General features: G+C 36.1%; 24 protein-coding genes. 13 read left to right on the top strand and 11 right to left on the bottom strand.

Annotated features, from left to right (window positions below; genetic code table 11):
* Window positions 1-1,318 precede the first annotated feature (1,318 nt).
* A complete protein-coding gene (locus tag HMPREF9010_RS17965) occupies window positions 1,319-2,233 on the top strand; it encodes a hypothetical protein (protein ID WP_008647790.1) in 915 nt (304 codons plus the stop codon).
* 45 nt (window positions 2,234-2,278) lie between these two features.
* On the opposite strand, the gene HMPREF9010_RS17960 is transcribed toward HMPREF9010_RS17965, so the two are convergent.
* The 11 genes from HMPREF9010_RS17960 to HMPREF9010_RS17905 all read right to left on the bottom strand — a co-directional run bounded on the left by HMPREF9010_RS17960 (window position 2,279) and on the right by HMPREF9010_RS17905 (window position 10,459).
* The gene (locus HMPREF9010_RS17960) at window positions 2,279-3,880 is read right to left on the bottom strand and encodes a hypothetical protein (RefSeq protein ID WP_008647792.1); all 1,602 of its coding nucleotides are present in this window, start codon (window positions 3,878-3,880) and stop codon (window positions 2,279-2,281) included.
* Window positions 3,877-4,065 (bottom strand): hypothetical protein, encoded by a 189-nt coding sequence (locus HMPREF9010_RS17955; protein ID WP_008647794.1) that lies wholly within the window; start codon window positions 4,063-4,065, stop codon window positions 3,877-3,879. The genes HMPREF9010_RS17960 and HMPREF9010_RS17955 overlap by 4 nt, the downstream gene beginning before the upstream one ends.
* Window positions 4,066-4,284: 219 nt before the next feature.
* A complete protein-coding gene (locus HMPREF9010_RS17945; protein ID WP_008647797.1) occupies window positions 4,285-5,019 on the bottom strand; it encodes a TIGR02757 family protein in 735 nt (244 codons plus the stop codon).
* The gene (locus HMPREF9010_RS17940; protein WP_008647798.1) at window positions 4,997-5,329 is read right to left on the bottom strand and encodes a hypothetical protein; all 333 of its coding nucleotides are present in this window, start codon (window positions 5,327-5,329) and stop codon (window positions 4,997-4,999) included. Before HMPREF9010_RS17940 ends, HMPREF9010_RS17945 begins: the two co-directional genes overlap by 23 nt.
* Entirely contained in the window at window positions 5,326-5,748 is a 423-nt protein-coding gene (locus tag HMPREF9010_RS17935; RefSeq protein WP_225720544.1) for a hypothetical protein, read from the bottom strand. The genes HMPREF9010_RS17940 and HMPREF9010_RS17935 overlap by 4 nt, the downstream gene beginning before the upstream one ends.
* 240 nt (window positions 5,749-5,988) lie before the next feature.
* Window positions 5,989-6,576: a tyrosine-type recombinase/integrase gene (locus HMPREF9010_RS17930; protein WP_008647802.1), complete on the bottom strand. Its 588-nt coding sequence runs from the start codon at window positions 6,574-6,576 to the stop codon at window positions 5,989-5,991.
* Window positions 6,577-6,697: 121 nt separating this feature from the next.
* Window positions 6,698-8,656, bottom strand: coding sequence for a BRCT domain-containing protein (locus tag HMPREF9010_RS17925; protein WP_008647804.1), 1,959 nt, complete (start codon window positions 8,654-8,656; stop codon window positions 6,698-6,700).
* Between the two features lie 56 nt (window positions 8,657-8,712).
* Window positions 8,713-9,156, bottom strand: coding sequence for a dUTP diphosphatase (gene dut, locus HMPREF9010_RS17920; protein ID WP_008647805.1), 444 nt, complete (start codon window positions 9,154-9,156; stop codon window positions 8,713-8,715).
* Window positions 9,137-9,484 carry a hypothetical protein gene (locus HMPREF9010_RS17915; RefSeq protein ID WP_008647806.1) on the bottom strand — a complete coding sequence of 116 codons (348 nt, stop codon included), beginning with the start codon at window positions 9,482-9,484 and terminating at the stop codon, window positions 9,137-9,139. The genes dut and HMPREF9010_RS17915 overlap by 20 nt, the downstream gene beginning before the upstream one ends.
* Window positions 9,462-9,926 carry a hypothetical protein gene (locus tag HMPREF9010_RS17910; protein ID WP_008647809.1) on the bottom strand — a complete coding sequence of 155 codons (465 nt, stop codon included), beginning with the start codon at window positions 9,924-9,926 and terminating at the stop codon, window positions 9,462-9,464. Before HMPREF9010_RS17910 ends, HMPREF9010_RS17915 begins: the two co-directional genes overlap by 23 nt.
* Window positions 9,926-10,459, bottom strand: coding sequence for a DUF4494 family protein (locus HMPREF9010_RS17905; protein WP_008647811.1), 534 nt, complete (start codon window positions 10,457-10,459; stop codon window positions 9,926-9,928). Before HMPREF9010_RS17905 ends, HMPREF9010_RS17910 begins: the two co-directional genes overlap by 1 nt.
* 222 nt (window positions 10,460-10,681) lie before the next feature.
* Here HMPREF9010_RS17905 and HMPREF9010_RS17900 point away from each other — a divergent pair, with 222 nt between their 5' ends.
* From HMPREF9010_RS17900 to HMPREF9010_RS17850, 12 genes are all read left to right on the top strand, one after another.
* Window positions 10,682-12,019, top strand: coding sequence for a DUF935 family protein (locus tag HMPREF9010_RS17900; protein ID WP_008647813.1), 1,338 nt, complete (start codon window positions 10,682-10,684; stop codon window positions 12,017-12,019).
* Window positions 12,020-12,165: 146 nt separating this feature from the next.
* Window positions 12,166-12,879 carry a hypothetical protein gene (locus HMPREF9010_RS0124175; protein ID WP_050428253.1) on the top strand — a complete coding sequence of 238 codons (714 nt, stop codon included), beginning with the start codon at window positions 12,166-12,168 and terminating at the stop codon, window positions 12,877-12,879.
* Window positions 12,864-13,358: a hypothetical protein gene (locus HMPREF9010_RS17895; RefSeq protein WP_008647815.1), complete on the top strand. Its 495-nt coding sequence runs from the start codon at window positions 12,864-12,866 to the stop codon at window positions 13,356-13,358. The genes HMPREF9010_RS0124175 and HMPREF9010_RS17895 overlap by 16 nt, the downstream gene beginning before the upstream one ends.
* Window positions 13,355-14,128, top strand: a complete 774-nt coding sequence (locus HMPREF9010_RS17890) for a hypothetical protein (protein ID WP_008647816.1) — start codon at window positions 13,355-13,357, stop codon at window positions 14,126-14,128. Before HMPREF9010_RS17895 ends, HMPREF9010_RS17890 begins: the two co-directional genes overlap by 4 nt.
* Before the next feature lie 52 nt (window positions 14,129-14,180).
* Complete coding sequence (locus HMPREF9010_RS17885; protein ID WP_008647817.1) at window positions 14,181-15,452, top strand: Clp protease ClpP; 1,272 nt, start codon at window positions 14,181-14,183, stop codon at window positions 15,450-15,452.
* A gap of 21 nt (window positions 15,453-15,473) precedes the next feature.
* Complete coding sequence (locus HMPREF9010_RS17880; protein WP_008647818.1) at window positions 15,474-16,544, top strand: hypothetical protein; 1,071 nt, start codon at window positions 15,474-15,476, stop codon at window positions 16,542-16,544.
* Between the two features lie 79 nt (window positions 16,545-16,623).
* Complete coding sequence (locus tag HMPREF9010_RS17875) at window positions 16,624-16,977, top strand: hypothetical protein (protein WP_008647821.1); 354 nt, start codon at window positions 16,624-16,626, stop codon at window positions 16,975-16,977.
* 11 nt (window positions 16,978-16,988) lie between these two features.
* A complete protein-coding gene (locus tag HMPREF9010_RS17870; RefSeq protein WP_008647822.1) occupies window positions 16,989-18,302 on the top strand; it encodes a DUF2586 family protein in 1,314 nt (437 codons plus the stop codon).
* 8 nt (window positions 18,303-18,310) lie between these two features.
* A complete protein-coding gene (locus HMPREF9010_RS17865) occupies window positions 18,311-18,772 on the top strand; it encodes a hypothetical protein (protein ID WP_008647825.1) in 462 nt (153 codons plus the stop codon).
* Window positions 18,773-19,062: 290 nt separating this feature from the next.
* Window positions 19,063-19,449, top strand: a complete 387-nt coding sequence (locus HMPREF9010_RS17860; protein ID WP_008647827.1) for a hypothetical protein — start codon at window positions 19,063-19,065, stop codon at window positions 19,447-19,449.
* Window positions 19,450-19,737: 288 nt separating this feature from the next.
* Window positions 19,738-23,475: a phage tail tape measure protein gene (locus HMPREF9010_RS17855; protein WP_032852489.1), complete on the top strand. Its 3,738-nt coding sequence runs from the start codon at window positions 19,738-19,740 to the stop codon at window positions 23,473-23,475.
* A gap of 1 nt (window position 23,476) precedes the next feature.
* Complete coding sequence (locus tag HMPREF9010_RS17850) at window positions 23,477-24,517, top strand: DUF6046 domain-containing protein (RefSeq protein WP_225684276.1); 1,041 nt, start codon at window positions 23,477-23,479, stop codon at window positions 24,515-24,517.
* Window positions 24,518-24,519: the final 2 nt, after the last annotated feature.

Raw genomic sequence — 24,519 nt, forward strand, 5'->3', positions numbered from 1 at the left:
CCCTTTTTCCTCACGTCCACACTAGCGAGGGTATAATTTATGCACATTCTAGGCATACTACGCGCTTGTTACGTACAACTTGCTAAACTCATAACGCTATCACAGCGGTTGCGTAGTTTTAACGTATGGACACACCTGGGGCTAACGACGGTTTGCATAACCCTCTTTAATAACTGAGCATTACAGTCAGGTGCATTCTTTCCCCGTTCACAAAACATCCCGTTTTATGTCTGGGCGTGCGCTTTTGCTTTCGCTTTCGCACTCCTTTTGCTTTTCTGTATTACTTTCTTTTGTCCGTTTCTTACTTCTTGTTTTTACGGTTATTAATTACGTTTATCATCTCGTATCTGTTTGCGGTTTTCGCTTTTTGTAGGTTTACAGATAAAACCAAAACGGAAAGTAAACACTTTATCAAGTAGCCGTTATCTTAACTTGACGTTGCAAAGATATGGCAATATTTTGATATACACAAATAAATAATCAATTAATTTCATTTTAAGACTAAAATAATTTATAAACAATTGATTTTCAGCAATATATAAATATACAATAAAGAATTCCGTCTATAAACAATTGATAATCAATGAAATAAGCACAACAACACACGCGCGTGTACGCGGGGTTACTTATTAGGGCAAATCGTGACACACATACACACATACGCACACATATACGCGCGGGATGTTGTTACCTGGATGCAAAAAAGGAACGGGAACAAATCACATACACAAAAGGGTAAATTTGTAATAATTTCAAAAGAGTATCAAAAACAAAAGAATAGGCAAAACAAAGGGCAAAAGTACATTTGTTTCACTTTTGTATATTAGTGAAACAATATAAACAATTGATTTACAAGAATATACCAACTAAAAACATAAAAAAAAGAAGGCAGAGCCGGTTAACTTTGGAGCGAATACCGTATATATAATCCGACCTGATTTTTCAATCTCGTTTTTTCAAAAGTCGATCATAGTATGAAAAGCCAATTCTCTTCCAGACCATATTATTCAATACAATAAAATTATCTCCAATTTCTAACATTAATTTTATAATATATCGAATCTGGAAGTAGAGATTTTGTAATTATCCCAGCATCAATTTATTAACTTTATTTTTCTAGTACAGAGAAATAATTATTCTCCAATATATTCAAATTGACAATGATATAAAAATTCAATATATAAGTTTTCTAATTTTTTCTAGCCACCTATTTTTTCAGTCTCGTTTTATGGTAATTAAGCTAAATTTTTATATCCAAATTGACGTTTATCAAAAAATCATATTACATTTGCCTAACAATTGATTATTTTATCCAAATATGAAAACTAAAAAACAAGTAGAGCATTTTCTAAGAAAAAGAAAATATAAGTCTGAAATTGATTTTAAAGGAATCAGTTCTTATTGCAAAACAGAATATAATATTAAGCTGCATGTACCTTCCAGTTATTCAGACGATCCTGAATCTCTCGATTACGCTACATTTGCTAACTGGTTTGACAAAGGATTTGGAGCTGGAGATGCAGTAAAATGGAATGATTCTATAGGCTTGGTACAAGAAGGGAATGTGAATACAGTTTTAATATGCCTTAGAATTGACGGAAATACGCCTAATTTCGACAAAATAACAATCCCTGTAGACATTATAACCCCAGCCGGAGAAAATGCTTTAAATCGCCTCTATTTAGTTTTAGATGAAAATGGTCAAGAATTTGGCAACCCATTTTTCGTAATTTCTACTAAGTATATTCCCAAATCATGTGATTTAGTATGTTTCCATAACCATAAAACTGGTCAAGAAGGATATGGAGTCGTAAGACTTACAGATAAATCCTCTGGAGACATTGTTATGTATTGCTATGTTATCAAAGGGGAACCGGTTAAATACAGCATGAACGAGTATCTAGGAAAAATAGATGATTTCTCATTCACAACTTTCAAGCCAGCGGACTATCAAAGAAAGGCTCTGGATATAGAATTAGCTAAGGTCGGTAAGACATGGAATCATTTTCTAAAACGAATTGAGCCTTTGAACATGAAAGTAGCTACAGGAGAACGCTACTGGTATATTACAGATAAAATGCAAGTTACTTCTGATGTGGAAAAGGGAAATGTAACAAGTAATAAACGTTATCTGGCAGGTAATTATTTCCGGAAAGAGAAAGATGCGATTAGAATACTGTCTGAAGAAATAGAAATTAGAAGAAACTTCTTAGCCGAACCCGAAATAAGATAATCAAGCCCGGCTAAGGAAAAGGATTCTGGAAGGTGGCAAAAGACTTCATGGTTGTTCTGCCATCTTTTTGTTATAAAGATCTTCCACATCACTTGCCTGATTTACCTGCACGTTATAGTTTATAATCTTATCGACTGATAACTGTTGAGGATGAAGTTTAACTGTATTTTTTTGAGGAAGTTCTTTCCACAGGATTCTTAAATCTTCCACAGGTACCTTCGATTCGTTCGAGAAACGTTTAAGCAAATCTTCATAAGCTGCTTTTGTCACTTCCGATGGACGAGGTTGCTGATTACTCTCCCGTTCTTTCACGAACTCAATCATAAGCCATATTGCATATTCGGCATCTGTTAACATGTTCGTATCTTTTTCAGCGATTTGCCGAATAGATTCAAGAAATATTAATCTGGAGGTTCGGTCCCCTACTCCTTTCCGTTTAATTTTTCTGGAAGATGAAGGAGATTGATTGATGTTTTTAATTTTACTGGGAGTCACATAACATACAGGCTCTCCATTCTGCATCTCAACATCGAATCCAAAAATATTCTTCATGTCTTGTTCCGAAAGAGAGAAATCCGGATTGATAGTTTTTAAATCATTCCAAGCACGGTAAAGAATATCTTTGAAATATTCAGCTGGGATGTAATTACCTGGAGAGTCTTCATCATATTGCAAATATCCCCAAACTTCTCTTATTGCCATATCAAAATCATTATCGGCAAAATCTGGAAGGTTAATGATAGTTTCAAAATCAGAAGAAGAAAGATCTGGAAAGGATAAGTCACGAGAATTGAACCATTCCAAAATCTTCATATCAGTTTCTTTATTAAACTCACTTCGTTCGTTATGATTCTCTTTATTCTCTATATTATCTATATATATCTTATTCTGTTGTTCAATATGAGCGGACCCTCGTTCAATATGAACACACCCCTGCTCATATTGAGCGCACCCTCGTTCATATTGAGCGGACCCCTGTTCATATTGAACGAGGTTAGATTGCTCTTTGACTATATTTTCTGATAGTTTTTCTATGTCTTCACCTTTTTCTTCGTCTATTTGCGAGGGTGTGTTCATATTGAGCGAGGGTGTGTTCATATTGAGCGAGGGTGTGTTCATATTGAGCGAGGGTGTGTTCATATTGAGCGAGGGTGTGTTCATATTGAGCGAGGGTGTGTTCATATTGAGCGAGGGTGTGTTCATATTGAGCGAAGTGTGTGGATATTGACGAACTACATCGTTCAATATGGTCAATGGAATCGCTGAAATTGGACGTACCTCGCTATTTAAGCACAAGCCTCGCAAATATACCCATCCTTTATCTGATATTTGAGAACTTACTTTATGTATTGCTCGTATCTCGCTCCAATTTACATAGAATGTGCAAAGTGCCCCTTTATTTTGAGAACAGCTGATAAGATTAAGTTGCTTCAAGGTATCTATTGCCCGGCGTACTGAACTAATAGAAGTTCCCATGACGTCAGCTAGTTCTTTGTTGGATATGGCGCATGTTGTCTTATCCCCATCTGTATAGCCTCTTCGTAACAGATGAAATAAAATCATAAAGCCATCACTGGATGTTAACGTTGCCATTGCGTATGGAATGCACTTCCAGTGGTTATCGAATTTGTCGGAAAACGTACTCATTTGCTTATATCATCTTTTATATAAAAACTAACAATCTGCCCTTTAACCATCTGTTTGGTAAGACGGAAACCTATTTGTTTTGCAAATCGTCCTATGCGTTGATTATTGGGTGCATACGGAAATCTTTCAGCATAACATGCTCTCATATCTTCTACAGAAACTCTGTTTTTATTTTCTATATCCATACTTTTATTAAATTAGTTCGTTATACATCAATTTATTATTTCTCTTCGTTTTGACTTGGCATATTATTTTGTTGGCACAAGTTAAGTTGATTTTGGCCCATCAATTCATCGCATGTCCGTTTAAAAGGACAATCTTTACAGGCTGTATTCTGTGCAACCACAATGGTTATAGCCGCGATTGAGACAAGCGACAATACAATTAAAAGAATAACAATCATTTTATTTCAAGTTTTTTGTCATTAATATAAAGTCATATTTTAATGGATCCTCTGCATCCCATTGGCGGTAAACATGAGTGAGTTCCATAACAGCCTTCCAGCTTTCTTTAGGATAAGATATAAGCCCCATACGTTGTGCTTGCTGTGCAACATGGGTATCCATAATAGCGTATAGTTTTTTAGGTTTGATTAAGTCAGTCTGCCATACTCCTAAATCTATTTCATCTTTACGAACCATCCAACGCAACAGCATATTAATACGTTTACAAGCAGAGTTACGATATGGACTTCCAAGACGGGCTGGTTCACACCAATTACATAACGTGAGTAATAAATCATCAAGTGAAATGGGATGTTTTTTTAAATATTCCTGAATAGAATCGTGTTTACTGTAGAAGTATCTTAATTGATGACACACCTCTTTAAATATTTTTCCTGTAAGAGTACGGTAAATATTACATTCGTCCGGAATATCATAAAAATCACCAAATTTAATATACTTACCTGGCTCCCATCCACATACGTCCATCAACTTCTCTGCACAATATATTATATGACTATATTGTCCCCATGAAACCATAGCCGTCCATATTGCACAAACCTCAATATCCGCTGTAGTTCTCCCAGAAAGATTCCGTAGCCGGTGTACTATTTGAATAGGATCATTTGAGATAAACGCTTTATGGTCAAACTGATTCCACATTCGTTCCATCTCATTTTTTAATGTATATATCATTATTATCTGCTTTTAAATTGTTACGATAAAAAGTTATCATATCAGCTATAATATTAGTTGCTACTTTGGCTTGTTGTGCCATTTCATAATTTTCCGCTTTTACTAAGTTTTCATTCCAGCACCATATATCATATCTGATTTTCCATAAAACCATTTCATTGGCATCATTCGTAAATTGAGAGTGAGATAACATTAGCTTCTGAAGATAATATATCTCTTGAAGAGTTTTGTATTGCTTAGATAGTTTACGAAGTGCATAAATGGCAATGGCAAACAATATTAAGCATAGTATAAAAATTGCATATATCATATTTTTAATTCGTTTATATTTATAAATGAAGGACAGTTTTCATCGCCAATAGTATGATTGGCCGGAATCTTATTGAAAGGTCCATCTCGTTCGCAAGATAAATTATATCTAAGACAATTATAGCGATCCCAACATCCTTTAGCCTGACACTTATGAGGGTCGTTAGATAATTTGGTATAAGTTATCAATGATAGGAAATTGGCAGTATCTGGTAATTGCTTTCTAAAATGTTCAGGGATTTCACCTTGATGCCATATATTATTGGATTTGATTAGTGTTCCATCAAATCGCCGAATATAAAATTCTTTACCTTCAGAACCTTTAATAACGTTATTGGGTCGTTTTACAAATGGATATACAATATAATAATGAGAACCAATAACTTCATTACCTATATCCGGATGAGCTATTTTATCCATCCAGAAAGCACATTTAGAACAGACATTTCGTTTACTCATAATACGCAAAATATCTCCCGGAGGATTACATTCATCCAGGTTCTCCAGCGTATTACATAATTCACAAGTAATGATGATAGGTGGGGATACAGACAGTCCCCTCTTTTGTTGTATAAACATGGTCAATTTTATTTATCCAATTATGGAGTAAAGATAGGGGCACATGTCGTGCAAATCAAAATGTAAAATGTAGCGAAGAAGTTAGAGACGGATAGAATCGAATATAGAATTTATTTCATCTTCTCTAATGCAGATGTATATTTTAGTTATTTCAATGTTAGAGTGATTGAATATCCTGTTCAATAGTAACAGTGCTTCTGACTTGTTTTCGCTTGTATCATAAACATATCGTCCAAATGTTTTTCTAAAAGTGTGTGTAGAAAAATTTTCTATATCCAATTTATATTTAGCTTTCCATTCTTTCATTATCCGATTAAGATATTGGGAAGAGACAGATACTCCTGTAAATTTGCTTTTAAATATTAATTCATTCGGATTAGGGCGTTTAAGCAATATATAAAGTTCCTCTATTCTCGTTTGAATACTTAAATTAAATGGGATTTTTCGTACTTTTCCAGTTTTCTTCTCAATTTTGGTCAATGAACCTTTATGGAGAATATCAGCCCATGCTAAAGACAATACATCTGATACTCGTAGTGCAGTGCAGAATGCCAGTCGAGCATATAGTTCCCATAAATATTGCCGATCCTTATGAAGAAGGCGTAATAACTTCTTATATTCTTCCATAGGAAGATAATCACTTTTAGTTAACTGATTTTTCTTTGCCATAATTATATCAATTCATTTACTTAATGCAAAAGTATGATATTACATCCAATTATACAAATTTAGAAGCGATTAATATCAATTTAAATCAATATTAATCGCTAATACATTGTAATGCAATAATTTAATTATTAAAAAAATCACAGAATTCTTCAATTGATAAAATTGGTATCCCCAATAATTTGGCCTTGGATATTTTTGATGAGTTGGCAGACTTGTCTTTCACCACCAAATGTGTTGTTTTTTTAGACACCCCACTAACAATTTTTCCTCCTTCGTTGGTGATTACTTCTTCAAGATTACTATCTCGAAATCCTGATACACAGATGGACAAACCTTTACATTTACCTTCCAGCACAACGGTCTTTGGGGACAATTTGTAAGGTATTTTAGTTTCCTCTAAAAAGGCCATAAATGGAAAATACCCTAACAATAAGTTTTGTACAGTTATAGGACAATTCTTAAAGTCTTCGCTTTGAACATCCGGTTCGTGATTGATATACCACCCTTGACAGAACGAGCATAAATCCTCATCATCCATTTCATCCAATATTTTTTGGGCCTTTATTTTTCCTATTCCTTTAAAGCAATCGCTGGCTTGCATTAAAGTCGCCAAATCAACTCCTTGCATGATTTTTCTGTTATTCTCCAATATTATCTTTGAAATACTGTCTCCGAATCCTTCGATTTTTATCAGATCGTTAAAAGTAATGTTAAGAATCGCCGGTATAGAGGTAAAGCCTGCATTGAATATTTTGGATAATGTTTCTTCTCCCATATTTTCAGCCCCACATGTCAAATAGAAAAATATAATTTTAGCTAATTGAACACCTGGACAACTAAGATTAGTGCAACACAGTTCTATGTGATTCTCATTCCACATAGTCGGTGAACCACAATGAGGACACTCTGACATTTCATCCCATAATTTTTCTTGTTCTTCTTGTGTTGCTGGGGTAAGAGTTGACAGAATCTTAGGAATTACCCCTCCAGAACGGGTAACTAATATTTCAGCCCCCTTTGCTATTTCGTGATCATTAATCCAGCCAGCATTATATCCAGTAGGATTTTCCATGTTGCAATCTCCAGTATCAACCATTTCAATATTAACCACAGGTTTAAGGGCACCCGACTTACTGACTTTCCATACAATATCCTTAACTGTTGTCTCAAAAGATTCTGTAAAATCTGGATGTTTGTAGGCAATAGCATATAATGGATTTCCAGATGTTTGATGTCTGCCAATAACTTCCCATAAGCGCAAATCATCAATATAAATCACAATACCGTCAATTGGATATACCTTACTCCACTCTTTGAATAAATTCATCAGTAGCTCTTCGTTCAGTTCATCTATAAAAGCAAAATGGTAAAGATGCTCTTGTTGATAGATATTACAAATAGTTTCTATCAGACTATGGAAGTTGTTATAATCATGTAGGGAACTCTCATCCACCCCATATCTGAAGAAAGAAGCGTGTTCAAGATAATCACATGGTTCATCTCTATTTAAAAGACCGGCAGCTGTGTTACGCGGTGATTTAAAAATATCTCCTGTGAATTTAGAACGTTTCCCATGAAAATGCTGCTCCCAATCACTTCTATTGATAACAAATTCTCCAAAAGTATAATGAAAACAGCTGGCAGGGTTATAACATTGAATGGATGCTCGATAATGGCTAGTACAATCTTGCCCTTCATTTTCTATCCCTCCACGAGAATATGTCTCACCAGTTAATTCATTATATAGTAGAGAAAGACCATCCAGCTTAGGCATACATATTACACCTGCATTTCCTTTCAAGCCTAAAGACATATACCATTTTTTAAGTTCTGATATATCCTTTACTTTATTTAAAGATTTCATTGGGATTGGCAAAGCCCGTTTTCGGGTTTCAGGTACAAAAGCGGGTTCGGTATGTTTGAACCATTCATTGTCTGGATCAAGTGTTTTTAATAGTTCTATTTCTGCATCATACTCCGCATCTGAAATTTCTGGCGTACCCATACGATACATATTATTGTGTCGCTTAATCATATCAAGCAACACATCTTTTGTTTCAACTGTAAAATTAAGCTCCATATCCTATAATATTTATAAATTAAATAATGGGGCACATAAAACGTACCCCATATTTCTTATTTTATTCCTGAATGCCCAAATCCTTGTTCACCGCGTTCTGTGACCTCTAAATCTTCGATTGAAGAAACAGGCTCCCATTCTGCTTGTTCATATTTAGAGATAATCATTTGAGCAATCCGTTCCCCGTCATTAACAGTAAACGGCTCTGTTCCATGATTAATAAGAATTACACCTACATCACCTCGATAGTCGGCATCCACGCATCCTGGAGAATTAAGACAAGTGATTCCTTTTTTAAGGGCCAGTCCACTTCTAGGCTGAATTCTTGCTTCAAAACCTTCTGGAAGTTGTATATGTAATCCTGTTGGAACCAATACACGTTCTCTAGGATTAATAGTAATTGGAGCATCAATATTTGCTCTTAGGTCCAGTCCTGCTGATTGCTTAGTTGCGTATTGAGGCAACGGATGTTTTGATGTACTATAAACTTTTACTTTCATACGTTCTATTGTTTTTATTATATTTCCATTTTTTACGGTTCATCGCCATCGTGGGATATGTCTGACGTTCGATACCACATAATTTGTCATATTCCTCTAACTTCAATGAACCTATATCTGATAATTCTATTTCAACATCACTGCCTATATATCTAAAATAATACATACCATTGGAAATCAATGTACCGACACAAGCCTTAGAAATATTTCCAGGCTTTAAACCGCTGATTTTAGCTGCCTCATTTACTGAAGCAGCCATAAGAGCCAATGTTTTTCTGCGATTAAATATTAAGACAGCTTTGGGTTTACGAAAAATCTTCTCTGCCATCCCAAATTTGTTTGAGCAATTCTGGAGGAAGCCTTTTCTTTACCAACGAAATTAAATGTGTATCTGACACAACAACTCCAGTAACAAACATTTCGTCTATTATTTCATTGATATATGCGCAGAATTGCGGATCAACATAAGATAAAAACGGATAGCATAAACATCCGTCAATCAATTGATGCCCCTCCGTGTTGATTGATACCAGTTTCTCTAAAGGCAACTTGTAAGTTTCTGCAATAGCCTTGATTTGGAAATCAAACTTATGAAAGAAGTCTTCTATGCTTAATTTATTGTCGGGGTCTTTAGATTGGAGATAATATGTAGCATCAAAAATTCTGCTACCATCAAAATGAGTTCCAAAAAGGAGATTAGGAAATTCCGGGAGTGAGACTTCTGTACATTTGATATTGATAATTTTCCCGGTTCCCTTAGGAGAAGTCATTATACCCTAATGTTGTTTTGATGAGTTTCAGGTGTAACCATGACCGATTGTGCTTTGTCATATTTGACATTGCGAATAGTATATTCACGTGTTTCCCCAGCCCGTTTTAAGTAAGTGCGAATATTTTCTATCGCTTCAGATGAAGAATAAGCCGGTACATAAATTGTACTGTTGGAACTTTTGGTTTTACCAGTCTTTTCGTCCACATCATAATAAACAAGAGATACTTGATACAACCCAACTTCTGTATCTTCACTTTCTTCAAAAAAATAGGATATTAATCCACAAATTAGTTCAGTATCAGTAGCAAATGTATCGTTATAAGCAACTTCTGAAATTTTGGTGCGGACAATTTCTACATCCACATCACCAAACTCATCTTTTCCTTCAGCCAACTTATATGCGATTTGTTCTGCTTCGGTATAGCATGTAGCCATTACCAGATCTTCTGATTTGATGGGAACAATAGCACCTAGATCATTTGTGCCCTTGTATGCCATCTTAATGCGAAAATAATTAAAATCTTTACTCATTTTAATGACGTATTATTTGTTAAACATTAAATTATCGACGCAAAGATATTTTATTTTATCATATTGACAATATAAAATCATATATTTAACACATATTTTATAGCTATATATCTATAATACTGATATTTATAAATTTCAAATTATAATACATACACTCCTACCCTATCATATATATAGAAACCAACTTTAGACTCGCTATCTATTCTTTCAAAAACTCTTAATATGAATGTAATTAGTGCAGAAACAACATTTCACGGCACTCCTTTAGAAAGCATATTTAAAACTAGCAAAAAAACTATTCAAGAATATGTTAGGGAGATTGACCGTCATTGTAGATACAAATCCATTCAATCCCAAGTAACACGCGGGGTTGTTTTAGATGATCGTGGTCCACTGATAGATTTATACGAAGCATGTGTAGAGCAGGATGCTCATTTACGTGCAGTATTAGAAACTGTAGAATCACAGATTATAGGCGAACGATACATGTTGGCAAGACAAAATGAACGAGGAAAATATATTAAGGATGTAGAAGAAACCAAAAAGATACAAGGTTCTCAATTCACTAAAATCATAAAAGGTATTGTTGAAGCCAAATGGTACGGTTACACCTTATTAGAAATAATGCCTGATATTAATCCTTTAACAGGAAAGCTAGCTGAAGTAAATATTATTGAGCGAAGAAATGTGTTGGCAAGTCAATTACGAGTTGTGCAAAGACAAGGGCAGTGGAATCCTGGATGGGATATTGCTTCATCGCAATACTCCAAGAATTATATACTTATTGATAATGGTGATTTGGGGCTATTCTCTGCAACTACTCCAACTATCCTTGCAAAAAAATTCACTCTTGCTAATTATGTTAATTTTAGTCATACTTATGGCCAGCCTATCATACATGGTAAGACTGAATCAGAAAGCATTCAAGATCGACAACGATTAGCACAAAACATTGCAAATGCGGCTCAGAATAAAATAATAGTTACAGGATTGAACGATGATATTGACATTAAGACATTTACAATGTCAAATTCCGAACACATATATACTAGTTTAATAAATTTTGCCAATACAGAAGTTTCTAATCTGATAGTTGGCTCTGAATCTATGGCTGGAGCAACCCAATCTTATGTTGGATCAACAAATGCTCACCAAGACATTTTTCGGGAGCGCATAGAGATGTATCGCGGTTTCATTGAAAATGTAATGAATGAAGAGATCGTTCCTAGATTAGTATCTATGGGATATATCAAGCCGGGATTAGAATTCAAATATGCCAACCGTGTAGAAATGAGTAATAAAGACAAGATTAGCTTATATTCTTTTATTACAGATAAGTATGAAGTATCAGCAGATGAAATCGAAAAAGAATTTGGTATTGTCGTAGGGAAACAATTTAACGCTATATCGGAAATGGCAAGTAATAGCGGGAGTATAAATGGAAGTTCCAATGATAGACGCATTATGTCCGATGAAGAATATTACAAAAGATATGGGCATAGGCGTGGTGAACGAAAGAATTCAAGCAACGTTGAAAATTTTCTAATGGAAGGAGAATAAAAGATAGCACTTCTCCTTCCGTCCTTGCAGAATCTAAATCAAACAAAGATGAAGAGAATGCTGAATACCTTGCTATCTATGCTGTTTTCCAGAAGTTTTTACAGGACTATGGCAATATAGAGGATCGTTGGGATTTATTAGAAGAAATGATGACGTTACGTGCGGAATTTGCATTTAATCATGCAATCAAAGGTTTTGGTATGGACTTTGAAAAAGCACTGGAATTACTTCGTAATCACAATGATGGATTAACCAAATTAGAAAAAGAGCAACGTAATATATTAGTAGCTGCATTAGATAATCTTGTTGATTTTGCAGTAGCTGAAGAATTTCAGATGTTGGAGAACCTTCCAGACAATTTTAATATTGACAATGAAGCAGATCTGACAGAAACTGAAAATGTTTTTCACAGATACAATAGCATATACGCGAATATTGAAAACGAAGATATTGAATATGCGATGGGAATTGCTGCTGGTTGGATTTTGTATAGTAATAATACAGTGTTAACATATATGACACAGGGAGATAATAGGGTTCGCCCTTGGCATCTTGCATTAGAAGGGACTAGCTACCGCAAAGCATCTTTCCCAGCATGGTTAATCCCCCCAATTGAACATGGATGCCGTTGCTTTCTAGTGGAAGAAAGTGCTGACGTTCTCAACCAATCCAAATTATCACAGGTGATGGGACAAATTGTTGAGATGCCCGATTTTGTTAATCCAGTATTTAAAGAAAGTGTAGCAAAAGGTGGGCGAATATTTAGTGATGCACATTCATACTTTATTATTCCTAAAAAGCATAAAAAGAGGCTGCGCACCATTGCTAATAAAATTAAGGACAAATGGCTGGAAAAGTAATAACTCCAAGACAATTAGCTCAACAATGGTTGAGGTTGCCTAATAAATTTGAAGTTAATGTATTCAATTTTGAAACATTGGTAGGTAATGCCGCAAAAAAAATATTTAGAGACTCTTTTTATCTCCGGCGGTTCAATTCAGCCGGAACTTTTTCTTGGCAATCCAGACGTGATCATAAGCCACACCCTATATTGGAAGAAACAGGAGCATTAAAACATTCAATAGTATGGGAACGCTTTCATTCTAATAAGAATCGTGGTGTTAAATTATTCACAGATCCAGACATGTTCAAATTTAGTAATAGGCAATATGGAAGAAACTTTTGTTATGCAGCAATACATAATGAAGGAGGGAAAATTGCCAAACCCGGTTCTCCAGCATCCTATATTAGACAAAGGCAATTTATAGGATATTCTACAACCGTAGTTGATAAAATTTCATCTTACAGTATTCGTATTTTTGATGGCTTTCCAAAATGATAGTAGATAAGTATAAAACAGATTTACCAGACAGTTTAAAAGACACACTTGCAAAAGACACCTCTCCCCTTCCCGATGATGACGATACTACTTTGGAGGAAGTAGACAACAACCCTTTAGAGGATGTGTATTTAGCTGTAAAACGTGTATTAGAGTCCTTACATACAGACCCTAACGATAATAATTCGCCTAAACTATTCCAAACTGTAAAAATAGATAACGGACAGTTTGAACGTATTGTTCGTACTCGTGGTAATACAGAATATGCTATACCTTTTCCTGCGGCATTTATTCGGTTTGTAAATGTACGTTATTTAGTTGCCCAACAAAGAATTGGAGAAGGGCGTGCCACTATGCGTATCAGATTTGTGCTTAATGATTTAAACAATAGTGACGATATTGTTGAGACACATGGATTTCGCGTTTTTCAACAGATCAATGATGCAATTCAAGATGCGAAAGATTACGAAGAAGCATTAAATGAACGTTGCAATCTTACCTATTTTGATATGCCGGAATCTTTAGATCATGGGCTACAGCCATACTGGATTGACTACGAGATATGGTTTAGAACATCATCCTCTTTCCAGTATCGCAAATGGGTAGACAGGTATTTAGTTATGCCACCATTCACGAACCATTCTGATGCACCAGAACATGATTCAGAAGCACATGGTAATCACAAGGAACCTAAAATCGAAGATGTGGCTAAGTATGAACCTTCTGTAGAAATGCCTTCAACTGATCCTCCAACCGGTCAAGTCGAATAACAAACTTACAACCATTAAAGAAGCTGATACCTATTCTTGTGAAAAAGCTCAAATGAAAGTAGATGAATTAAAATATGTAGTTGGAGAAGCGCAAGAAGCAAAACCGGTATATATGCGCTTCTATGGCAAAATTGATGAAGAGAGCACACGTAATTTTAATGATGAATTTTTATGGATACAAGATTACGTTAAACCCTCGAAAATTGTAATCAGCATTAATAGTGAAGGTGGAAGCGTTCTGTACGGAATGGGAACATTCTCCATTATACAGCAATGTCCCATTGAAGTTGAAACAATTGTGGAAGGATTGGCAGCATCAATGGCTTCAGTACTGTGGGCGGCAGGAACTCGTTCTTACATGCGTGACTATTCTATTTTAATGATCCACAACCCCTTCATACGTGACGAAAAGTCATGCAACCCAGACAATGAACAAATTGTAAATGCTTTTCAGAAACAGATTGAAACCATATATCATAAAAGATTTGGTCTGACGAAAGCTAAGGTTCGAGAAATCATGGATGGAAAAGAAGGTTGTGATGGAACTTACTTTGATGCAAAATCTGCCGTAAACGCCGGTATATTATCAGCAGAATGTGTTTTAAAAACCTCTAAACAGGTTTGTAATAAAGTAAAAGATCAAATTGAAGGAGTAGTGGAAGCGAACGCCCTTCAAAAAATCATGGCTTCTATCAATACAGAACTGGGCAATTTTAAACCACTTGATGATTCCAGTTCTATTCCTAATCAAAATCAAATAGAAAATTCAAATTCACAAAAAACAATGGACAAAGAACAAGAATTTGCATTTGGTTCTGTATGCGCCCAGCTTGGTTTGGAGAAAACCTCTGAAGTTTCAGCTGTTATTACCCGAATTGACGCATTGAAAAATGCGGAAAACAAGGCAGCAGAAATTCAGGCTTCATACAATGCTTTGAAAATTCAGAAAGAAGGATTGGATGCGCAACTTACCAATGTTCAAAACGAATTGACAACTGTCAAGAACGAATTGAAAAGTTACAAAGATGCTGAAGAAGCAAAACGTAAAGAAACTATCGAACAGTTCGTTGACAATGCAATTGCTGAAGGTAAAATCAATTCTGATGCAAAAACTAAATGGGTGGAAATGGCTCAAAACGATTTTGAGATGGTACAGGCAACGCTGAATTCCATTCCAAAACGTGATAAAATTTCTGCTAAAATTGCAAATGACCCTGCCAACATTGAAAATGCAGAAAATCAGATGACCGAGGCAGAAAAGAAAATGGCTAAGGCTGTTGAAGCTGTCGTAGGAACAGATTTCCAATTTAAAACACTTGACTAAAAACAAAATAACATAAACAACATGGCAAGTTCAGTAAATTTTGCGCAAAACACATATTCTGGTGAGGTCCTTAATGACCTCCTGACATATACCGCGCAAGGGAATGATACATACAAAGAAGGTTTGATTCATATCAAATCTGGAATCCAGTTCAAATACACCATCCCCACTATCCAATTGGGAAAAGTAATTCAAGATAACGTCCCCACTCCAAACTCAACTCATGGCGCAGGAGCAGGAACTACTGGTGGATTGAACCAATACACATTAACAGAACGTTACCTGGAACCGCAAGAATTCATGGTGTACCTTGAATTTAACCCCCGTGACTATGAAAAGTATTACAAATTTGCCCAGCCGGAAGGTAATTTGGTATTCCGTGACTTAGACCCAAAAGTACAAGCTAAAATGCTACGCCTCTTGATGGATCGAAAGAATGAGTATATCGGTGAGTCTATTTGGTGCTCCGCAAAAGGTGGTTCAGCTGCCGCAAAAATTACCACTCCTGAAGGTTGCACAACGATTGGAGGTGAAAATGCCGGTGGCCCAATGAAATACTTTGACGGTGCAATCAAACGTATTCTGGCAAATACTGCAACAAATGCAACAGAGGTAGAGAAAGCTGGTGGACAAGTCATTATTGCCGGTACTACAGAATTGAGCACAGGTGCCAATGTAGAAGCCGCTCTCAATGCTATGTGGAAGAAATGCCCGAAACAAATCCGTAAAAAAGCAGGATTGGTATTTGTATGTGGCTGGGATATTTGGGATTTATATGATCAATATCTAAGCGACAAAACAGTGAAATACTCCGACAATACTAAGGTTAACGAGTATCGTTTTAAAGGTAAGCGTATTGTACCTATTGTCGGCATTCCAGAACATACTATCGTACTCGGAGAATTTACTACCGGCATGGAATCTAACCTGTGGATGGGGGTTGACTATGCAAATGACGCTGAAGTAGTAAAGGTTGAACGGCTACAAGCTAACAGCGAATTGTATTTCTTCCAGATGCGAATGAAAATGGATGTAAACATCGTTCGTCCGGCAGAAATCGTAGCATGGACCGCTTACAAAAATGCAGAATAACAAATTGAATTAAATATCTCATCATAGTTTATCACAAGGGAGTGGAGTCGGTACTCCATTCCCTTTTTTAATTTAAGTTATGGCTAGAAAAAAGAATACAGAAGCTCCGGTTACAGAAGAGGTTAAAACACAAGATCCTACAGTTACTTCAGAAACACCGGTTATTTCAAATGAAGAATCTGAAAAACAAGAGCAAGACACTGTTGAAACTCCAGATACCTCCTCTATCAAAGAGTCTTCTCAAAAACCTGAAAAAAAAGACAAAACAAAAGAAAAAGATGAAATACCAGAATTCGTAAAAGAACTGTTACAAAAATATCCTGGCTATCCGGCATTGTATATTGATTCCAAAGGTGGTGTATTCACCGCAGATGCACAACCTAATTGGGTGAAGGATGCTATTCTTTATCAAAATCCGTATTACAAACAATAAAATTTACAAATATGGCATTAGGTGGCGTTTTTATGAGTGATACCGATGGAAACATTGGAACAAGCTCTACAACCTCAACTGAAAAAGTCACAGGTTTGCTGTTTGATATTTCCAAACAAGCTAAATTCTTCGAAGAAGGTGCTGGTTTGGCCGTAAAAGACAAATTACAAGGTAATGTTATTGAAATCAATTCTATGGATGATTTGAAAGAACTTGGCATTACCGCATACTCCGGTGACACTGAAAAGGATTTACTGTTTGGAATTCCTTATTATCATATCAATCATTTCTTTGGAATACAAGGAAGCACAGGACGTTTGTTTATCATGTTTGCAGACTGTGGTGTAGATTGGAATGCTATAGAACAAATGCAACGCGCAGCACATGGTATGATTAACCAACTCGGTGTTTGGACTGAACAATCGTTGTGGAAACAAACAGATCCGGAAGCAGAAACATATAGCATTGACCTAGTTACAGATCTGCAATCCAAAGCAGCGTCTTTAGCTGATGAAAATGCTCCTTTATCAATTTTGTTATGTGCAAATTCCGCAGTAATCGCAACAGATGAAGAATCTGTGAAGAAAGTAGAACTTGGCAAAATACCAACATGTGTTATTAATGCTCGGTTTGTCAGTGTATTACTTGGTCAGGGACTAGACGCTGATGTATCAGCGATGCAGCTTGCTAATCAAAATCTCACTCCTATAGGAAATATTGGAGCTGCACTCGGATGTATCGCTTCGGCAAGCGTACAAGAATCATTCGCATGGGTAAATAAGTTCAATTTGATTGGTTATTTCCCAGATATTGAAATGGGATTCGGAGATGTCACTTTGAATAGCGAAAGTAAGTTGACAAGTACATTAAAGTACTCATCTTTGAATAAAATCCAATTGGATGATCTGGACGATAAGGGATATATCTTCTTGTGCAAATATTCTGGTTTGGAAAGTGGAGTTTTTTTCTCTAAAGACCAAACATGTTCAAACGGAGATTACCGAACAGTTGCTAGAAACCGTACAATTCATAAGTCAAGACGTGCTGTACGCAACGCATTATTGCCTTATGTCAATTCTCCGTTGAAAGTAGATCCCAGCACTGGATATCTATCTTCTGCCAAGATTACGATGTTTCAAAACATTGTCTCTGACATCCTCACAACTATGCAGAATAATGAAGAAATTTCAGGTTTTTCTGTAACAATTGATAAGAATCAAAATGTATTAAAGAATGATACACTGATCATTAAATATTCACTTGTTCCGGTGGGTGTAGCGTCCCGTATTGAAGTAGTCGAGGGCTTGGCATTAACCAATAAATAATTAACAAGATGGCAATAATTAACAATGTAGCATACAGCTGGTCTATGATCCGCATTTCCATACCAGCATTGGATATTTCAGAAGATTCTACTATTATGCAAGGAGTTTCTGAAATCAAGTGGAACAAGACTCGTAAAGTTGAAAATAACTACGGTATTGGAGGAAATGCTATCAATCGTGGCTTTGGCAATAAAACCTGTACAGCCTCTATTACAATGGATTACAATACCGTTTCCCAACTCCGGGCATTGGCTGGTTCTTTAATGGATCTGGGAGAATTTGACTTGATCATCTCATTTACTAATGCTTATGCCGGTGAAGACTGGACCGCCGAAACTGTAACGCTAAAGGGATGCCTCTTTAACGAAGACGGAATGGAAAGTAAACAAGATGATACAAACATTACAAAAGAATTCAATTTGAATCCTTTCGATATTATCACAGGAGAAGGAACTAGTTCTTGGCTATAACTCTGATATATCATGCAATAAAGGCGAGTAAAAACTCGCCTTTTCTTATGTAAAAAAGGGAAGACCATTTTTTCAACAGTTTCCCTTTTACATCCCTACATAGAGTACACTCGAAATTAATCTCATGTACTACTATTTTCATGCAAAAATAATAACATAAAATGAAAAATAGAAGTCTAACCAATAAAAATATACAATCATTCAATATTTAACATTTTAAATGCAATACCAATAAACCAACAATTTCCAGAACTCCTATTCTTGGATAAACATCAATAATCATAATTATAATGGAAAATGTAAACGAAGACCTTTTCTTGCCTGAAGATATTCAGACCGAGATTGAAAAGAAAGTAAAAGAGCTGAAAGATTCAGATCCCAAACTAAAACGTGTATTCCCGATTTTTGTGGAAGGAGATGAAGACGAAGGCGAAAAGCCATATTATATCGGTTATTTTAAACAGCCGCCTTTCCCGACATTCAGTAAATATTTGTCCCTCTCCCAAAAGGACCAAGCCGGTGCCATGCGAGAATTGGCAAAAGATTGTTTTGTCGATGGCGACAAAGAACTGATTAAAGATGATTCCTTGTTCATCTATGGCTTAATGCCACACCTGGCTCAAATCATCGAGTTGCGCAAAGGAAAACTCGTAAATTTATCAAAAGCTGGGAAGTAAAAGACGATCAACTTATTCGTCATAGACTGATATTTATCCGTCATTATTTTCCCAGCGTAAACCTTGATGAGTTAAACGATGAAGAATTTGCAATGCTTTCTGAAGATGCCGTATGGCTCCACAGCAAAATGCTCATAACTCAACAAGCAAGTGCACTTGGAATGCTTGCGTAAAGTGTCTTATTACTCGTTTTTTCTACGTAGCCCTTTATCCTCTGTCGGATAAGGGGCTTTTTCAATCTTTCAGGGTACCAAACCGCTATTCTTTAGAAAATCAAAATACAAAAAGATGGCAGAAAATTATATTGTTAATTATCAGATAAACGTTAACTCTAATCCAGCTTTAGAGTCTATACGTAAATTTCAGCAGGCCACAGCTGAAATGGAAGCATTAACAAAGCGATTTGATATTGTTGCAAAAAGCATCGGTAAGGTTAATTCAGCATTGGCTTCTATTAAGACCAAACCTATAAACATACAAATCAATACAAGTGCAGCCGAAGCAGGTTTAGATCGCATCTTAACTAAACTCAATAATATAAAATCACAGGCAAAGACTGCATTAGGTAAACCTTTATATTCAACTTCGGATATAAAGAAATTGGATCAAGCTATTAGTTCTATAAATGGTAAAACGATTGAGCCAAAGGCTAATACAGAAAGAGCAATAAGTAGTCTTGATAAGTTAATACAGAAAATAGAACAGATTAAGTCGAATAGTAAAATAACCATTACAGCCAGTGCCGCTGGCGCATCTAAGGGGGTATCTGGTAGCACAACTAGAAATACGACTTCCACTTCAACACGACAGACTGGAGCAGGACGAAGTACTTATCTGTATCCATCTACTCGGCAAGTATTAGGTCCAACATACGCCAACACAGGTACAAATGTTGCAGGCGAAATGATTAAGGGGATGGGAATTGCCTATGGGCTTAGCTCTTTAATGTCTGGAGTAACTTCTGTATTTAGAGATGCTTCTACCTATGATAATATAGCTAAAACGACAAAGAATATCCTCCAGACTCACGATAAAGGTGTAGGGTTTGAAGGTCGGTTTAATGAAATGAACCAGCTCATGCGCCAAGTCGGTGTTGAGACTAAATATACAGCCCCACAAGTTGCATCAGCTGGAAAATTCTTAGCTATGGCAGGATTTAATGTCGATCAAATAAAACATGCCATCCGGCCTATATCTGATATTGCACTAGTAGGTGATACAGATTTGGGAGAAACAGCGGATGTTGTAACCAACATTATGACCGCCTATGAAATCCCTGCAAAACAGATGGATAACACAGCTGACATTCTTACGATGACGTTCACAAAAACGAATACAACATTGTTAGAATTAGCTGAATCATTTAAATATGCCGGTACTGTCGCCCATCAATCAGGGCTAGATTTTGAAACTGCTTCGGCAGCTTTTGGTGTATTAGGCGATGCCGGTATCAAAGGTTCTCACGCAGGTACTACGTTACGTATGATGCTATTAAATATGATGAACCCTACTAAAAGAGGTCAAGAAGCATGGGACATATTAGGCATCAACACAAAAGATAAAAACGGAAATCTTCGGAATCTCTCTGACATTTTAAGTGATTTACATGAAAAACAGCAAACCATGAGTGCTGGTGATTTCTCAACACTAATCAACAAGATGTTTCGGGTAACAGCGGCTCCAGGTGCACTAGCATTAATAAATAATGTAGCAAAAATGCAAGAAGTAACCGGACTCAATAAAAAGTCAATGGGGCTTGCATCCGACCTTGCCGACGAAAAGAAAAACACCATACAAGGTCTTTGGTATCAGATGACCTCGGCATTTACAGAAACAGGAATGCAAGGGTTTGAACAAATGCAAGGAGTAATCCGAGACTTCCTACAACGCATGATTGAGTTAATGAAATCCACAGAATTTGCAACTGCATTGAGAAATGCAATGGACATTTTCATTAAAGTATTAGATGTTATCGTTGATGTATTTAAAAAGATCATGTCTATTTGGAATTTCCTACCCAATTGGCTAAAAAATGGAATTGTATGGTTTGTAAAAGTTCAAATGGAATTAGGGATTATTGCTGGCATTGGACAAAGTATACTAAGTACGGCATTAATGATTCGCGGAGTATTTATGGGGGATTGGCTATCTAAATTCTTTTTAAAGCCGCTATTTACTGCACTTACCTATATGGTACGTGTATATAATATAGAAAAAAGCCGCCATAATTTAAGTAAAGGACAGGCTATTTTCAATGCGTTAGGTGGAGGTTTACTACATGGTGGAAGTAAAATTAAACAATGGTTTGTTGGAGGAAGTACAGTCGGTAATGTTGTAGCAAATAGTAGTAATAAGACTATAAATACCCTCACGGAAATAGGCAATACAACATTATGGGGAGCAATAAAAGGGCTTGCACGTTTTTTCTTAACTAATCCAATTGGTTGGGGAATAATGGCAGCAGGAGCTATCACTTATATAGGTTATAAAATTTATGATGCATATAAAATAACAGAAGCTGCTCGCCAAGCCAATGAAGCATGGGCACAAAGCTATCGTAATTTAAATATTGATAAGTTGAATCTATCCGATCCAGATGCCTTAATGATTGGAAATATGCGTATTTTCAATAATGAATTGTTAACCCAAAACGAGCGTATCGCCCAGTCTACCGAATTATGGCATCGTTACTGGATAGAAAAGAATGGTCCAAAACAAAGTGTAGACGACCAAACCAAATTTTTTGACACAGCCGCAGGTAGAGACCCGGAATTACTAAAACGATTAGAAGCCGCAGACCAATGGACAGGTGTAGATAAAGCCTTCCAGTCATTGTCCAGCGCACTGGGAATGAAACAGACTGTCAAAAAGGGTTTGAACGGAGAAAATTATTATGCGTATGAGTTACATGGCCGTACTTTAAGTGGAACGAATACAAATGTTTTTGCAAGAAACGGAGATATAAGCGAACAAGTAGCTGTCCAAATGATGTTGGCTCAATTAGCAGACCATAATTCTAAAGAGAATATGGCTTTGAGCAAATATCTTTTGCACAATGCCACTTCTGCTCGTAGTTCGGAAGATTTATCGAATATACTAAAGAATGCAGCAGATAGGTTTATACCTAAGATGGGTAGTTGGGATTCTCGATGGGACTGGATTAGCACAGAAACATTCCATGATAAGATGACCGAAGGTGATGTACACCGCTCACAAGCATATATACGTCATCTAGCTCAAATTATGCATGGAACAATAAGTGCATGGGATGATTACGCTTCAATTCTTAAAGATTTTGAGTCTGGAGAAACAATAGACCCAACAAGAACCCAGAAAGTATTACAAGGGTTATTTGGGCCGTTGTTTGATCCAACTAAAGGGTTATTTGGAACAGAAGGATGGTCAAAGCATGTACAAGATATTGTTAACAATCCGGGGAAATATAAACTAGAAAGTCAACAAGAAGCAATAGATTATATTACTGAAACCTTTGATAAGTTAGTTTCTTGGTATAACGATTTGTATTCCGGACATAAATCTTTGTTTGCTCCGTTCATAAATAGAACACCAATTCAAAATCTTCTTTCTGAAGGAGATGTTCTTCCTACGGGCGGTTTTTATGGCCCACAGAAAGAAGGTGATAAAGCGATTTTTGACGGGGCACAGTATATAGCTAAAACAATAGCTCCATACGCTACTCCACAGTGGGTAGATAAAAGTGGGAAAATATATACCCCTAAAAATGCTAAAGATACATTTAAGTGGGACCCTACGGCTGGTAACAAAGAGCAAGATTTAGCCTCCAGCCTTCATAACGGAGCCGACCAGTCTCAATATAGGAGTCATAATAATTATAATGCAGCTCCTAAACAATTAATAGTACGAATAGAAAATCTAATGCGCGTGGATCATCAAACAATTGATATGACAGATGATAGACAAGTTGCGGCAATAACAAACGTAAAACAAGAATTAGCAACCGCCTTGTTAGATGTAGTTCAAGATTTTAATGCAAATATGATGTAATATGAGTTTTATAAGCTCTACATTTTCTAATTTAACGATTAATGTTGGTAAAGGGCTGGCAAACACCGGTGTGAATGCCGCCTTTTATGCAGCTAATTATAGAAAAAGAGATGGACAATTGAAATTTATATCCAATAGAGGATATAGTAATGTATTTGTTTATGCAGCCAAAAGAACGATGATGCAAATGACTTTTGCTACCATCAACGATCTTTATCCCAAATATATACGCCAGTTGGACAGAAAGAATGCCACCGCAGCCTATCAGAAGAACCAAGGTCAAGAGCTTCAGAAAATCATAACGAACGGTCAGAAGGCAGATGAAGATACCTTTAATAAACAAGGGGTTGTATTAAAGTATCAGGGCAAACCTGCCAATGAAGGTTTACTTCTTTGGATTAAAAATGAAAGCGGCCAGGTTCAAACGGTTCAATTCAATACTTATTGGGATAAAATAAAAGGATTAAGTAATGAAGCTGCTGCCAGTTCATCACTTAACACTGCTACGGAAGTAAAGGTGCCAGGCGATCCTGTTTTCTTAGACTTAGGTGCTATAGTGCAAGTACAAAGCTCTAACAATCTTGTATTAACCAAGGTACAAGGAAGAGATTATTCACGTAAAGAATTGATTTCAGGAGGCGATATAAATTTTACTGTAACAGGAAAGATTGTTAGCAATTATCCAGATGTATATCCGTATGCAGAAGTTTCCAAATTTATAACATTGATGCAACATAAAGGAGTTATCCAGGTATTTAATCTCATGTTTCAACAGTTCAATGTGACACAAATTCTGATAAAAGACTTCAATATGGGGCAAAATGAAGGCTTTAAGAATGTTCAACCATATAGTTTTACATGTGTTGCCGTTGAACCGGATGACGCGGTTAATGTAGTGCAAGATACCATAAATGGAACAAACCTTGAAATCTCTCAAATGAAAAAACAAGGTTGGGCCAAAGTTCTTCTTGATAAGGTTAAAGCATCTGCTGCTAATCAAGCCGCTCAAATGATTGAATCATTAACTTCTAACACCATTTAAGT

This window comes from Bacteroides sp. 3_1_23 (assembly GCF_000162555.1).
GTDB classification, from domain to species: domain Bacteria; phylum Bacteroidota; class Bacteroidia; order Bacteroidales; family Bacteroidaceae; genus Bacteroides; species Bacteroides ovatus.